We start from the raw sequence: 14,095 nt of genomic DNA on the forward strand, positions 1-14,095 counted from the left end.
GCTATAACCTTACTCTTTTTTGTGCGTAAACGGTATGCTCGATATACTCCCTTACAATTTTTTCAGTTTTTGCTTTTGCTCTCGCTCTAGTGAGTCGGAAGAGGACTTCATATTATGCTTAAATATTTATCCGCCACTGTCTTAATCGCGATGCTGGTCACTGCATGCAGCGAGCCCAAAGATGTCATTATTAGTCCAGAACCTACCGATTTGACAGAAACAACGGTAGGGAACTGGATTCTTGATGACTCTGGAAAAGTCATGTTCGACCCACAAACTTCTGGGCTAGTCGTGTTGGACGGAGAGCTTGTTACCATTGCAGATGCAAGCGCAGATGTTACTCAGCAGTTGAAGTTACACAGTATTTCTCCAGACACGGCAACGCTAAGTGCGTCTAGTGAGCGCTTTTCGTTTTCAAGGAATGTGCGCCGAAGCTGCTTCTATAACTACTTAAGCGAGCAACCAGATTTAGAAGCGTTAGCGGTAGACCCAAGAGATGCTAATGTCATTTATACGGTCACAGAAGATGCAACCCGTACAGGCGCCTTAAGCCCCCGTTGTGAAACCAAGTACGAAGATACAGGCTCTACAGACTACCCAACCCTGTTGATTAAACTAACGCGAAAGGACAATGGCGCAGTTGAAATGTCAGATGTGCGTCCGCTCCAGTTTCCTACTGTTTTGGAAGTAGGGAATTTTCCAAATGACGGTATTGAAGGCCTGACTATGTCAGAAGACGGTACTTTGTATTTGGCATTAGAAAAAGATAAGGCGGGGCAACCGAGAATTTTCACATTGTCTATTGATCAAAACTTTTTCTCTTCGAGCGATTTTGCCAGTGTGAGCGAACCGAACCTTCAGCTTCCTTCGTTTACCTCGGGTAATCACCCCATAAATGGCTTGGCTTTATATACGCATTCAACAGGCGAGTCTTATTTGTTTGGCGCGGCTAGAAATGACAATGAGCTATGGATCATTGATACCAGCGGTAGCAAGCCGACGAAGCGGATTACCATTATTTTTGACGTTGCCGGCGACCAAAATTGCAAACAATACACAATGGACAATTCATCAATGGAGGGGTTAGTCACTATTGATAACACACTATGGATCATCAACGATCCGTGGGAAAAAAATTACATGAAAAACGCGACTTGTGAAGCGCATAAAACGCGTTATGAAGATTTAGCGCCGTTGCTGTTTTCGATAGAAATCAATGATGTTTGGTTTGATTAGCGTTTATCTACTTACGATGTTCTTAAAATTGAAAAAGGGTTGCTACTAGGCAACCCTTTCGTTTTTAGCCAACCTGTAAAACGCCGCTAATAAAGCTTATTTTACTTATGCATCGCTGCGAAGGCGAGAAGCAAAAGTCTTTTTGAACTTTGCAAGCTTAGGTGCAACCACCATAGAACAATACTGGTTCTGCGGATTATTTTTGAAATAATCCTGATGATAGTCTTCGGCGTCATAGTAGTTATTCACAGCGACTACTTCAGTGACTACCGGGTCAGGCCAGATTTCTTCCTCTGTGATTTGTGCAATAATTTTTTCAGCTTCCGCTTTTTGTGCATCATCATGATAGAAGATTGCGCTGCGATACTGTGTACCCACATCGTTACCCTGTCTATTTAGCTGAGTAGGGTTATGTAGCGCGAAGAAAATCTCTAGAATTTCACGGTAGCTGATGTTGTCTGCATCAAACGTTACTTGTACAACTTCTGCATGGCCAGTGCTTCCTGTACATACCTCTTCATAGGTCGGATCGGCTTTTTCACCACCTGCATAGCCAGAAATTGCTTTTTCTACGCCTTCGACAGTATTAAATGCAGATTCGATACACCAAAAGCATCCGCCTGCTAACGTGGCCACTTGTAAATTTGCCATAATAAAACCTCTCATAATCTTTGCTTGTAGTGTGGGTGCGGGTAAGTCACAACACAAGTCATCCAAGCGTGTTTTTTTATCGTATAAACGAATATTAAATAAGAATAACGTGCGACGGCTTAAAACGGTCTTAAACTGATTACAACAAGAGCGCGGTTAGCGCGTGGCAAACGCGATGTATTCTTTATTTTTCCATGTTTGCATGGGCGAAATCGTCTTTTAAGCGATAAGCGCCTTATGTGGCAGAGGTAGGTAGAAGTGATTATTTTTTATGATGGTTATTGCCCCTTGTGCATAGCCGAAATGCGTCATTTACGCAAAAGAGACAAGCATAACAAACTCACCTTGGTCGACATTCAGGCACCTGATTTTGCAAGTCGTTACCCGGCCATGAATTGGCATGCACTTAATGCAAGAATTCATGGGCTTCGCGAAGATGGTACCCTAATTACTGGGCTTGATGTTACCCATGAAGCGTGGAAAGCAGTAGGTATGGGCTGGATTTATGCTCCGCTTCGCTGGCCCGTTATTCGTTATGCCGCCGATGCTTTCTACAATGTATTCGCAAAACATAGATATACCATTTCTTACCTTTTAACGGGAAAAAAACGCCAGTGCGATCGCTGTGTACCGGGAGAGCCGAATGGAAAATAACGTACTTATAGTGGGCGCATCTGGCGGTATAGCGTCTGCGCTTATCGAACAATATCGTAGTGCAGGCGCAAAGGTGTTTGCAGTAAGTCGTGCAGCTGCAACTGAAAGTAACAACCTAGAAAATGTTTCGTATCATCAAATTTCTGAACAGGATGATAAGCATATCAGCGGTTTTGTAAAACAACTCGCTGAACAAGACGTTGTGTTAAATACGGTAGTAATAACAACCGGTTTTTTGCATAACGAAAGCGAAGGTATTCACCCCGAAAAACGTTTAGAAGAGGTCAGCGAGGAAGCCCTGACTGCGTACTTCGCGACAAACAGCATTATTCCCTCCATATGGCTTAAGCATTTAGTCAACGTTATGAGTAAAGAAGGGGCCACCCTTGTTTGTCTAAGCGCGAGAGTAGGGAGCATATCAGACAACGGGCTTGGCGGATGGTATGGCTACCGTGCATCGAAAGCCGCGCTCAATATGTTTGTCAAAACAGCGTCGGTAGAGTACAAACGTAGATTAAAGGATGTCATGCTGGTTTGTTACCACCCAGGTACCGTTGATACAGGATTATCGAAGCCTTTTCAAAAGAATGTCGCCGCCAAAAAACTCTTTATGCCTGAGTTCACCGCAAAACAGCTTATTCACCATCTTTCAGTGCTTGATCGGAACCAAGCTTGCCATTTTATCGACTGGAATGGCGAAGTGGTAACTTGGTGATACGGTCTATCATCATTTCAGCAAGTTCAACATCAAGACTTTTTATTTCACTGCTGTTACCATGCTATTTTGGGAATGGTGCAGCGTATTGATACGCCCATAGAGGTAGCAATACAACGCGTTGACGCCACACGTGAGTCATAACAATAAACGCCATCCTAATAATAAATAATACCAGTTCGCGCGGCTTGATTCCGACAAGGTCCAAGTACGAACAACAAGTACAAATTGTGAATGCAAAAAAGTGTTTGTTCTATCCAAAACTGATTTGTATGCCACAGGGCGTAACAAGCGAACTGCTATAACAATAACTCAACAAGAGGAAGGGATATGAGCGGGGCCAGAGAACAGTTCGGATCGCGCATAGGTTTTATATTGGCTGCTGCAGGCTCTGCAGTGGGCATTGGTAATTTGGTGGGTTTCCCAGTCGGTGCAGCTAAGAACGGTGGTGGGGCATTCCTTTTAATGTACGCCATTTTTGTTTTTGCCATTTGTTTACCGGTGATGTTGGCAGAGATGTCAGTGGGTCGCCATGCTAAAAAAGACCCGTTAGGTGCATACAGCGCTATCAGTGGTAACGAAAAGAGGTGGAAACTTGCAGGCTGGCTCGCGATTGCCACGCCGTTTATGATTGCCGTTTTCTACATGGTTATTACTGTGTGGCTTTTTGGCTATTTATTCGAGGCAGTAAGTGGAAACTTAGACAAACTCGCCGACCCCGAAACTTTTGGGGTGTTTATTAATTCAGAGTCTATTTTTGTCTACATGGCTGCTGTTGTTGGAGTGGTTTACCTTATCCTTCAAGGCGGTGTAAAAGAAGGCATAGAAAAAGCGGCGAAGCTGCTTATGCCAGCACTTTTCGTAATGCTTATCGGGCTTGTGATCTTCGTACTAACCCGTGAAAACGCAATGGCAGGCGTAGAATTTTATATTGTTCCTGATTTTTCAAAAATCACGGCGGAAGTGGTCAATGGTGCGCTATCCCAAGCCTTTTTCTCACTGTCGTTGGGTATGGGGATTCTTATTACCTACGGTAGTTATATCGACAAACGTGCGGATGTACCGAGCGCTGCGAAGCTAGTGGCATTAACTGACACTGCTGTAGCTTTTACCGCAGGTTTAATGATTCTTCCTGCCATATTCTCTTTCAACCCAGATATCAACCCTGATGAGCTAAGTGAATCGTCTGTAGGTATGATTTTTACTTATCTGCCTAGTATCTTCCTAGCGCTCCAAGACTCCATTGGCTATATGGGCGCTTCGATTGTCGCGAGCCTGTTTTTCCTACTCGTGTTCTTTGCGGCAATTACGTCGCTAGTGTCTATTTTTGAAGTACCAGTAGCGGCACTAATGGACGAAAAAGGCGTTAGCCGTAAATGGGCGCTAGGCTCTCTAGGTAGCATTATGATTGTGCTGGCAATTCTAAGTGCATTGTCGTTTGGTAAAGTTGATATGCTAACATCGTTTATGCATTACGCTGGCGCAGACAAGTCGCTGTTTGACGTAATTTACGATGTATTCTACGACACTATTTTGCCGTTAAACGGCTTGCTAATTTGCTTGTTCGTTATTTATCGTTGGAAGAGTGCTAATTTTAATGCTTCTTTGGAAGAAGGCAGCAGCGGCTATAAAGGCAGCTGGTTTGAAAAGTATGTGGATGTTTCGTTGAAAACCTTTATTCCGCTAATTCTACTTGTGATTTTTGTAAACACGGTGGCGTTGAAATACTTCGGATATAACTTTTTCGGTTAATAAGCCCTATCAACAATAATCACTGTGTTTATAACAAAATAACAGTAAACTAAATTGGATAAACGGCAAGCGCAGGCTTGCCGTTTTTGTTTCTTGGAACCTGTTGTCTATCAACTTACATTGCTTTGGTGACTGGTTCATTAGCACACCTTTGTAACTTTACCAAAGCCTACTCTAGCGGCGTTAAATTAATGCTGACCGAAATGAGCATAAGCCTTAAAACATGCTATAGGGGTCACCATAGATAGGCGTAATGTTAAGCCTGTTCCAACATTGCGCGGCGTCGATAACCTTGCCGGCAGGCTGAGCTTCTGTATTAGAAAAGTGGGGGGCGTCTATGTCCATTGCGTTCGCAGCATCTACATAATAAATACCGCGCTTAGGGTGAGATAAGCAGCAAAGGTGTATAACGTCATTTAGCGGCTTGCCGCAAATAATCGAGGTTAACGCAGACACAATGTCGTGCACATGGACAAGGTTAATTCGTTTATTTCCTGCATCCAACTGTCTTCCACTTAACGAACGAGCTGGGTGACGATCTGGCCCTACTAACCCCGCTAAGCGAACAATACTGATATTAGTTTGGTCTCGCTTAGACATTAAATGGTTTTCAATAGTCACGTGGGCTTTGGCCGACGCAGTTTGTGGGTTCGTGTCACTTTGTACCGTAAGGACGTTATTCGTGTCATCGCCATAAACCGATGTGGTACTGATAAAAACAATGTGTGCGACGCCTGCGCTTAGTGCAGCATCAATAAGTCGCAGCATATTGTCAGTGAATGATTCGAGGTTGGTGTTTCTTCTACCAGGGGGAATATTCAACAATAACGTCGCGTTTGGTAGATGGCTACATAGTACTGATGTATCATCGCCTAATGCATATTCAATAGCGGTGACACCTTGTTCCTTTAACGCGCGACGTTTCTGTTGGCATCGAGTAGTGCCAATAATATTGACTTTACCTGACAGTGCTTTGCCTACATAGCCGGCTAACCAGCCATAGCCACTAATTACTACATTCTGAGTCATCGATTAAATTCCCCTTTGTTTAGGGCTTAAGAGTACATCAATCGGGGGACGGATGTCGTCAATACGCCTACCATTAACTGAAAAAGCAGAAATCTGAGTGAGGTGAAGTATTAAAAAGTTAGATAGCGACCGGTATGAAAACTAAAAACCGACTGTTTTTTCAGTCGGTTTTCAAAGTAAGTGATATAGAAAGGTAAGTAGTTTGTTGTAGCGGGTTTAGTTCGCTAAATTACCCAACTACATTTTCATTTCGCCATTGTGCTCGTTGTGACCATGGTTGTCGCTGGGGTCAATATCCAGCAGGTTTAAGTCATCAAGCCCTGAAATAGATGCCTGCATTTGACCTTCGGCATGGTCGGCTTTTTTTAGTACTTTACACAAAGCTTCGCCTTTTTCTTCCAGCGAAGCCGCTTGGCTTTCTAAACGGTATTCTAAATCTTCGCCCCAGCGCTCCATTTTTTGTTCAAATTCAGACATATCTCCGCCTTCCCACAGCATTTGTGTGCCAACCGCGATAAGAATCCTACCCATGGATTCACTGATTAAAGACTCAATTTGCGTCTCGAATTCTTGTTCCCAGCTTTCGTCAAACCAACCTGGCTCGTCGAACTTCGTAGAATCTACGCGGATATTGCCCGCGTCATCATAAAATGAGGTGTTTAATTTAGTCTCGAGTGAGTCGAACAATTCATTGAAATCATCACCCATTTGATCGCCGCCTAACAGTTCAGTAAACACTTCTGTTACTGCTACGTTGGCAATTTGCAAGCCTTCACTGGCAATAGTAAGGGTCATAGGAATAGCGATATCAATGTTATTGTAATATTCACTTACCCAACGTTGCTGATCGCTGTTTAGCGAAACTGGCTCACCGTTGATGGTCATATTGTGCTGAGCATCAATTGTCATTACCGAACCATTGTCCATCTGAACCGTAAGGTCGCCTTGGTAATACTGAATGTGCCCATCAAGCTCCATGTCACAGCTATTGTTCTGAAAGCTGGTGTTATGCGCAAATGCGTGGCCGCTCATCAAAGCACTGGTAACGGCAACAGAAAGTAATAGTTTGTTAGACATTGTTCATTCCTTAATTTACATGTGACGCATTCACCTTATTCAGGGGGCTGCAATGGGTTGTAGAGTCACTATCAAATAAACACTAGCGTTATTCGCTGGTATGTGAGTAATAGAGCAATGGTCTTGCCAAAATTTAAAGTTTATATTTTTCAGTTGGTTAGCTTATTCATCCAGTTCTTCAGGTCGATTTTCGATTCACTATTTAGTGAAATTGCTAACTAATTAGTAGTTTTGACTAAGATCAATTAATACCAATAGCGATAGATTTAAGCCAATCCAAGCATGGTTAAATCTTATTTATTGGTGCATAATACCGCCAATATTTTTAAGGGGTTATCACAATGGCTGATTGGATTAATGCAATTATGTTTGGTGTTGCGCTAATTGCCTTTACGCTAGGGCTAAGCAGCATCGTTATGGGCTTTATGACTGCTAAAGCAGGTGCTGAAGGTATGCAGGAAAAAATCGAGTACGGTTTTTTTGGCGTTACTGGTTTAGTACTTTGCTTGCTGATGGCCTACGCACTGGCTTAAGCGTTAAGCATTATGAAAAAACCGGCTATTACAGCCGGTTTTTTTTCGCCTTTAAAAAAATACTGATATCAGTTTCACTGGCGGTTGCTTTGGCGATTGAACTCGCTTTTGCTCTAACCTTCTTCAGGCGCACTATCTCTTTTGTCATCAATACGGTGTTCAGCAGACTTCTGTCGGACATTGTGTTCGTCAATGTTGTTAAACGCACTATGTTCCCGATGTGCAAGCAAGGATAAATGCCCATCACGCTGATAAGCGCGTAAATCGAACAGGTCTAGCATAGCCATAACATGGTCAAAAATATCAGCCTGCACTTTCTCGTATTTAACCCACTCTTTTTGAACACTAAAGCAGTAAACCTCTAAAGGTAATCCAAGTTCATTAGGCGGTAACTGTCTAACCATTAGGGTCAGTTCTTGATTAATGTTTGGGTGTTTACGTAAGTAAGCTTCTAAATAGGCTCTAAAGGTACCGATGTTGGTAAGGCGGCGGTTGTTTAACAGGTCTGATTCATCAATGGAATAATCGCGATGATAGGCGCGAAGTTCATTTTTCTTTTTGTCGATATAATCGTTGATATAGCGAATTTTCGAGAAGCGTTCTAGCATGTCGTTGTCGCAAAGCTTGATAGAGTGCACATCGATATATATTGCGCGCTTAATCCTACGCCCACCAGACTCCTGCATGCCCCGCCAATTTTTAACCGCTTCAGTGGTAAGGCTATAGGTCGGCAACGTTGAAATAGTCTTATCCCAGTTTTGGACTTTAACGTTGGTCAGACCTATCTCAAGTATTTCCCCATCTACTTCATACTTAGGCATGGCAATCCAGTCGCCTGTATTAAACATGCGGTTGGCGGCAATTTGAATACCGGCGACAAAGCCTAAAATGGTGTCTCTGAATATTAATAGCAGCACAGCTGCAATGGCTGTTAAGCCAGACACGATAAGCAGCGGGCTTCTATCTACAATTAACGAAATACTAAGTAGTATAGTAATAATAGCGAAGGCAAGTTTCGTTACCTGAATGAAGCCTGTAATAGGGGCGCGTCGCGATAAGGCTGACGCATTGTAGACATCTTCTACCGTACTTAGCATGGCATACAAAGCTAATAGCCCACTATACAACATATACAGTTGAGCACTCTTTATCATCATTCCGTGTATGACAGCTTCTTCGTCAATGAGAACGGGGGTGGTAACGTAAATAAAGAGCGCCGGAAAGAGATGCATTAAGCGTCTAAAGAAGCCGTGTTCTTGTAGTGCGTTATCCCACTTATTATTCGACTTATATACCCAGTTGGCAATTTGAGGGCGCACTAGTAGCCGTGCAACCACATAGATCAGGACTGCTATAAATAGTATAGAGCCTAGAGCAAGCAAATTATAAAGCGGATCTTCAGTGGTTAAATTAGGAAAAACGTCTTTAACCAAATGAATGAAATGATCGCGTACTGAAGCACTGACTTCCATTATTTACGACTCCAACAGTTTCTTTATACGGTTGTCTTTATTTTCCCACAGACCATTTAACCAGTTTTGGAAATAAAGACGAAACTCAGACTCAGTGCGTTCTGATTCTTGTTGTAGCTCTGGTACAGGAGTAACGTTTACGTCGATAACAATTTTTGTCATCTGACCGCTTAGCATTGCCATCATGGGATGACGTTTATTTTCTGGGTAAAGTAACGAGATATCTAGCACGTTAGTGAATAGCTCGCCCATAGCTGAAAGCGTGAAAGAAACCCCTCCAGCTTTTGGTGGTAGCAGGTTTACGTAAGGGCTTTGCTTAGACAAGTGCTTTTGGGTTGTAAAACGCGTTCCTTCCACAAAGTTGATAACGGTAGTAGGAACCGTTCTAAACTTTTCACAATACGCTTTAGTGGTTTCTAAGTCCTTGCCTTTCTTGTCCGGATTTTTTTCTAAATATGCGCGGGTGTATCTATGCATGAAAGGCATATCTAGCGCCCAAGCGCCTAATCCCACAAAGGGTAACCAGATGAGTTCTTTTTTAAGAAAGAACTTGGGCGCGGGAATGCGGTGTGTAGCAAATTCAATAAGCAGTATAATATCTAAATAACTCAGATGATTAGCGATAATTAGATACCAACTGTTTTTTGAAAGCTCACCGTGAACCGAACACTCAATATCAACCTTATTGAATAGCCTTATCAACAACACACTAATACGCCCAAAGCTAAACATTAGGGCATGCATAACCTTGTTCCAGGCAGTTCTAATTCTTCCATTTGGTAACAGCAGTTTTACCAAGCCAAGTAGAATAATTAGTCCGCCCCATAGCGCGAGGTTGAGAATTTGCAGCGTGGTGTGCAAAACAAAAATAAAAGGCGCAAGTACTACACGGATCATAATGGTTTCTGAGTTGCGTTAAGTGAATCTAAAAGTTGATCTTTGGTGTGCCATTGTTCATTAAGCCATGTTTGAAAACGGGCGCGAACTTGCGGATCGTCAAAGTAACTATCGCTAAATACGCCATTTTCCATAATGTCTTTAATAGGCATAACCTTTATATTTACGCGGATGTCGCGCACTTTTCCACTCACGAAGTCCCAAAAAGAAGGAACACCGTTAGGGTAGTCTATTGTCACATCTATCAATTTATGTAGCTGGTCGCCCATGGCCGATAAAACAAAGGCAATCCCGCCTGCTTTGGGCTTAAGAAGATGCTGAAAAGGCGAGTTCTGTCTATCGTGTTTTCCCTGTGTAAAGCGGGTGCCTTCTACAAAGTTCATGATGCTTACCGGCTTGTTACGAAACTTTTCACACGCTTTACGTGTAGTTTCCATGTCCTTTCCCTTAAGGTGTGGATTTTTAGCCAAGAACGACTTTGTATACCGCTGCATAAATGGGAAGTCGAGCGCCCACCAAGCAAGTCCAAGTATTGGCACATAGATCAGTTCTTTCTTGAGGAAAAACTTCAAAAAAGGAATCTTTCGATTAAATACACGTTGAAGAACTAGAATATCGACCCAAGATTGATGGTTAGCAACAACGAGATACCAATCATGTCGAGTGAGCTTTTCCAGCCCGTTTACTTGCCACTTGGTACGCCCACTGATGCGCTGATTAAGGTTATTTACGCCAATCCATGCAGTGGCGCAGGCATCGAGTAAATAAGAGATGAAGCGTCGCCAAGGGGCTATGGGTATCAATTTAAAAATCGCGAGTATGAATATAGGGGTTGACCACAGAACTGTATTCAAGAAATAGCAGATGACCGAAATAGTGCCAACAATATGATGCAACAGGGCTTTTACCATTGTACTTACCTCAAAAATTAGGCGCTTAGTGTAAACGAACTTGATCTAAAATCCGATAGAGCCTTTACTGATTCCACAATAAAGGTGCAATTTTATGAATTTAAGGAGCTGAAATGGAGCTTATTGGCGAAAATAAAGCATTCGGGGGGCAGCATTTGCGCTATACCCACAAAGCTGAAACCACACAATGCGACATGACTTTCGCAATTTTCCTTCCCCCATTCGCCTCGAAAGACAAACCGGTGCCGGTATTATATTGGCTATCGGGGTTAACCTGTACCGATCAAAACTTTATGCAGAAAGCGGGGGCGATGAAGCTTGCAGCAGAATTGGGTATGGCCATTGTTACACCTGATACTTCGCCACGTGGTGAAGGTGTCCCCGATGATAAAGAAGGGGCTTATGACTTCGGTCTAGGAGCGGGATTCTATGTAGACGCAACGCAAGCGCCGTGGGACCAACACTACAACATGTACAGCTACATCGTTGATGAATTGCCAGCGCTTATCGAAAGCGAATTTCCTGTAACTAAAGAGCGGGCGATTAGCGGACATTCTATGGGCGGGCACGGGGCGCTTGTTATCGGCATGCGTAACCCCAATAAATTTGTATCGGTATCGGCATTTAGCCCTATCTCGAATCCATCAGATTGCCCATGGGGAGAAAAAGCACTAGGCGGATATCTAGGTGATGACAAGACAGCGTGGAAGGACTACGACGCATCTTTGCTGTTAGCAAGCAAAACTCATAGTGTGCCTTTGTTGGTTGAACAGGGTACAAAAGACGAGTTCTTGCACGAACAGTTGAAGCCTCAGTCTCTGGTTCATGCTGCTCAACAATCCGATACTCAACTTACACTTAATATGCATGAAGGTTACGATCATAGTTATTTCTTTATTGCATCGTTTATCGAAGAACATTTAGAGTTCCATGCAGGGCATATGGGCTTAATTTAAGCGTGTTCTCTTAAGGTAAGAAGTGCATTAAAAAGCCGGAACATGTTCCGGCTTTTTGTATCATTTTTCATGAAAGGCTGTAAATTACTTAAGCTTTCTTGCAAGTGAGATGAATTCATCAATTGCAACGGGTCGCTGATATAAATACCCTTGGCCGTATGCGCATTGGTGATTCTGTAAAAACTGCTGCTGTTGAGGCGTTTCAATGCCTTCAGCAATAATTTTGATATTTAGATTATTCGCAAGCCCTAGAATAGCCTGAACGATAGCTTGGTCGTCTGTGTTCTTCTCGAGTTCACTTACGAAAGAGCGGTCAATCTTAAGTTCATCAATAGGCAACTTTTTCAAATACACTAGCGAGCTAAAACCCGTACCAAAATCATCAATTGATACAGTGATACCCATAGCTCTAAGTTCATTGAGTAATATGGATACTGTCTCTAAGCTTTCAATGAATACGCTCTCTGTAAGTTCAATCGACAGGTTAGAACCGAAAAGCTGGTGGTCTTCCAGCGCGTTCTTGATTTGGTTTAGCAGCGCTAAATCTGATACCTGTCGGCCGGATATGTTGATAGCTAACCTGATATCTAGGTTAGATGCCTTTAGTGCCTCAATGGCGCCACATGCTTCATTAATAAGCCATTCGCCAAAGGGGAAAATGAGCTCACTTTTCTCTGCTAATGGTATAAAAACTTCCGGCGAAATAAACTTACCTTCTGATGTTATCCATCGGGTTAACGCTTCGCACTTAACAATTTTCCCAGTTGAGAGGTCAACAATAGGCTGTAGGAATAGCTTTAGCTCATTGTTTGCAATCGCTCGCCGTAGCTCTGATTCTAGTTCGGAAATAGCAATATGCTGGCTATGCAACTCGTCACTGTAAACTAGCGAGATATTTCTGCCCTGATATTTAGCGGCTTGAAGTGCGATATCTGCACATTGGAGTAATGTTTCTGCTGAAGAGCAATCTTCGGGAAAACTCGCTTCACCAATATTAATACCTAAATTGGGCTCGCTGCCGTTAAGCACGGTGTATGTCTTGGTTAGTTTGCTCACAAGCTGTTTGACGTACTCGGAACTACTTACATCTTTAAATGTATCTATTCGTTTTACGAGTGCGAATTCGTTACTGCCAATCCTTGCGATAAACCCGCTGTTACCAACAAAGGCCTGTAGTCGCAAAGCGAATGATTTTAAAATTTCATCGCCAGATTGGTAGCTCAGCGCCTCATTAATCTTTTTGAAGTCGCAGATATCAATAATAAACAGCTTAAAAGGGATGTCTTCCTGTACTAACCTTCTTACCGTATCCGTGAACAAATTACGATTGGCTACTTTTGTTAATGAATCCATGCCGCTGGCAGTAAGCACACTTTCTTCTTTATTATGTATGTGCGTGATGTCAGTAAACAAATAAACCCAATGCGTGAGTTCATCGCCATGCAATACAGGGTGGATAGTGACCTGAAGCCAAACCTTATAATCGTCTACTGGTTGCCAGTATATTTCCCCTTGCCACGGTGCCTTACGTTGCACTAATGCGGGTAGAAAAGTAGACGGCGCGTCGAGATCTTTAATTAGCTCCATGACACGTATAGAGCTTGGTGTAGTGCTATTACACAGCAAAAGCCGATGTGACGCTTTGTTGTCTAAAATTAATGCACCTTCATTATCTAAAATAACAACACCCGTTTCTAAATTATGGATAGCTTGCTGTATTGGCGGCACAAGCTTTTGTAGTCGAGTGTTTTTGCGCAGCACATTGTTCAGTCTATGCCTAATGTATTCGTGCTGCCCTACAATTTCATGGTGGCTTAATAGTAGCTCACGGGCTGCTTGAAGCGTCTGTTGTTTTTCATCAAATTGATCTTCAACGTTCTTAACTACAAGGTAGCGGGAGCCAGAACCGCTATTTATCGCTAAGGCTTCAAGACGCAAAAGCTGGTTTTCGTTTTGTTCGGTCCAAAAACCGGAAGATAGGGTAAATGAGGTTTCTCCTTTCCATACCTCATCGGCATCGAAAAAGAAATCATCTAAAAAGATAGATGGAATATGTTTCTTTTGCAGTTTATTGTTTTCATCAAGCGTGACAACATTCGATAACCATGGAATTTGTGGTGTTAAACACGTGATATCGTCTTCAGAGTTACATTTAAACAACGCGCAGTTAGTTATACCTAGAGCATTTAATAAATGGATATCCATGGCACTC

At 42.8% G+C, this 14,095-nt stretch carries 13 protein-coding genes; 6 read left to right on the forward strand and 7 right to left on the reverse strand.

Going from position 1 to position 14,095, the window contains the following annotated elements; translation table 11 throughout:
* The first annotated feature begins 114 nt into the window (after positions 1 to 114).
* Positions 115 to 1,236 (forward strand): hypothetical protein, encoded by a 1,122-nt coding sequence (locus D1814_RS10795; RefSeq protein ID WP_118492125.1) that lies wholly within the window; start codon positions 115 to 117, stop codon positions 1,234 to 1,236.
* Positions 1,237 to 1,341: 105 nt separating this feature from the next.
* Here the strand turns inward: D1814_RS10795 and msrA are convergent, their stop codons facing one another.
* Entirely contained in the window at positions 1,342 to 1,887 is a 546-nt protein-coding gene (gene msrA, locus D1814_RS10800) for a peptide-methionine (S)-S-oxide reductase MsrA (RefSeq protein ID WP_118495367.1), read from the reverse strand.
* 258 nt (positions 1,888 to 2,145) lie between these two features.
* Between msrA and D1814_RS10805 the strand changes: the two genes are divergently transcribed.
* The 3 genes from D1814_RS10805 to D1814_RS10815 all read left to right on the forward strand — a co-directional run bounded on the left by D1814_RS10805 (position 2,146) and on the right by D1814_RS10815 (position 5,008).
* On the forward strand, positions 2,146 to 2,541 hold the full coding sequence (locus D1814_RS10805) for a thiol-disulfide oxidoreductase DCC family protein (protein ID WP_118492127.1): 396 nt from the start codon (positions 2,146 to 2,148) through the stop codon (positions 2,539 to 2,541).
* Positions 2,531 to 3,256 (forward strand): SDR family NAD(P)-dependent oxidoreductase, encoded by a 726-nt coding sequence (locus D1814_RS10810; protein ID WP_118492129.1) that lies wholly within the window; start codon positions 2,531 to 2,533, stop codon positions 3,254 to 3,256. Before D1814_RS10805 ends, D1814_RS10810 begins: the two co-directional genes overlap by 11 nt.
* 330 nt (positions 3,257 to 3,586) lie before the next feature.
* The gene (locus tag D1814_RS10815) at positions 3,587 to 5,008 is read left to right on the forward strand and encodes a sodium-dependent transporter (RefSeq protein ID WP_118492131.1); all 1,422 of its coding nucleotides are present in this window, start codon (positions 3,587 to 3,589) and stop codon (positions 5,006 to 5,008) included.
* 216 nt (positions 5,009 to 5,224) lie between these two features.
* Here D1814_RS10815 and D1814_RS10820 read toward each other — a convergent pair whose 3' ends face one another.
* Both D1814_RS10820 and D1814_RS10825 read right to left on the reverse strand, forming a co-directional pair.
* Complete coding sequence (locus D1814_RS10820; protein ID WP_118492133.1) at positions 5,225 to 6,037, reverse strand: NAD-dependent epimerase/dehydratase family protein; 813 nt, start codon at positions 6,035 to 6,037, stop codon at positions 5,225 to 5,227.
* A 237-nt stretch (positions 6,038 to 6,274) separates the two neighbouring features.
* A complete protein-coding gene (locus tag D1814_RS10825; RefSeq protein WP_118492135.1) occupies positions 6,275 to 7,114 on the reverse strand; it encodes a DUF2884 family protein in 840 nt (279 codons plus the stop codon).
* 341 nt (positions 7,115 to 7,455) lie between these two features.
* On the opposite strand from D1814_RS10825, the gene D1814_RS10830 reads away from it, so the two are divergent.
* A complete protein-coding gene (locus D1814_RS10830; protein WP_014950735.1) occupies positions 7,456 to 7,647 on the forward strand; it encodes a hypothetical protein in 192 nt (63 codons plus the stop codon).
* Positions 7,648 to 7,760: 113 nt separating this feature from the next.
* Here the strand turns inward: D1814_RS10830 and D1814_RS10835 are convergent, their stop codons facing one another.
* Genes D1814_RS10835 through D1814_RS10845 form a run of 3 tightly spaced genes read right to left on the reverse strand, consistent with a single transcriptional unit; the run spans position 7,761 to position 10,927 of the window.
* Complete coding sequence (locus D1814_RS10835) at positions 7,761 to 9,119, reverse strand: mechanosensitive ion channel family protein (RefSeq protein WP_118492137.1); 1,359 nt, start codon at positions 9,117 to 9,119, stop codon at positions 7,761 to 7,763.
* A gap of 3 nt (positions 9,120 to 9,122) precedes the next feature.
* Entirely contained in the window at positions 9,123 to 10,016 is an 894-nt protein-coding gene (locus tag D1814_RS10840; protein WP_118492139.1) for an acyltransferase, read from the reverse strand.
* The gene (locus D1814_RS10845) at positions 10,013 to 10,927 is read right to left on the reverse strand and encodes an acyltransferase (RefSeq protein WP_118492141.1); all 915 of its coding nucleotides are present in this window, start codon (positions 10,925 to 10,927) and stop codon (positions 10,013 to 10,015) included. The genes D1814_RS10840 and D1814_RS10845 overlap by 4 nt, the downstream gene beginning before the upstream one ends.
* A 113-nt stretch (positions 10,928 to 11,040) precedes the next feature.
* On the opposite strand from D1814_RS10845, the gene fghA reads away from it, so the two are divergent.
* Positions 11,041 to 11,883 (forward strand): S-formylglutathione hydrolase, encoded by an 843-nt coding sequence (gene fghA, locus D1814_RS10850; protein WP_118492143.1) that lies wholly within the window; start codon positions 11,041 to 11,043, stop codon positions 11,881 to 11,883.
* A gap of 84 nt (positions 11,884 to 11,967) precedes the next feature.
* Here the strand turns inward: fghA and D1814_RS10855 are convergent, their stop codons facing one another.
* Positions 11,968 to 14,088 carry a putative bifunctional diguanylate cyclase/phosphodiesterase gene (locus tag D1814_RS10855; protein ID WP_118492145.1) on the reverse strand — a complete coding sequence of 707 codons (2,121 nt, stop codon included), beginning with the start codon at positions 14,086 to 14,088 and terminating at the stop codon, positions 11,968 to 11,970.
* Positions 14,089 to 14,095 lie beyond the last annotated feature (7 nt).

Source organism: Alteromonas sp. BL110, assembly GCF_003443615.1.
GTDB lineage: Bacteria > Pseudomonadota > Gammaproteobacteria > Enterobacterales > Alteromonadaceae > Alteromonas.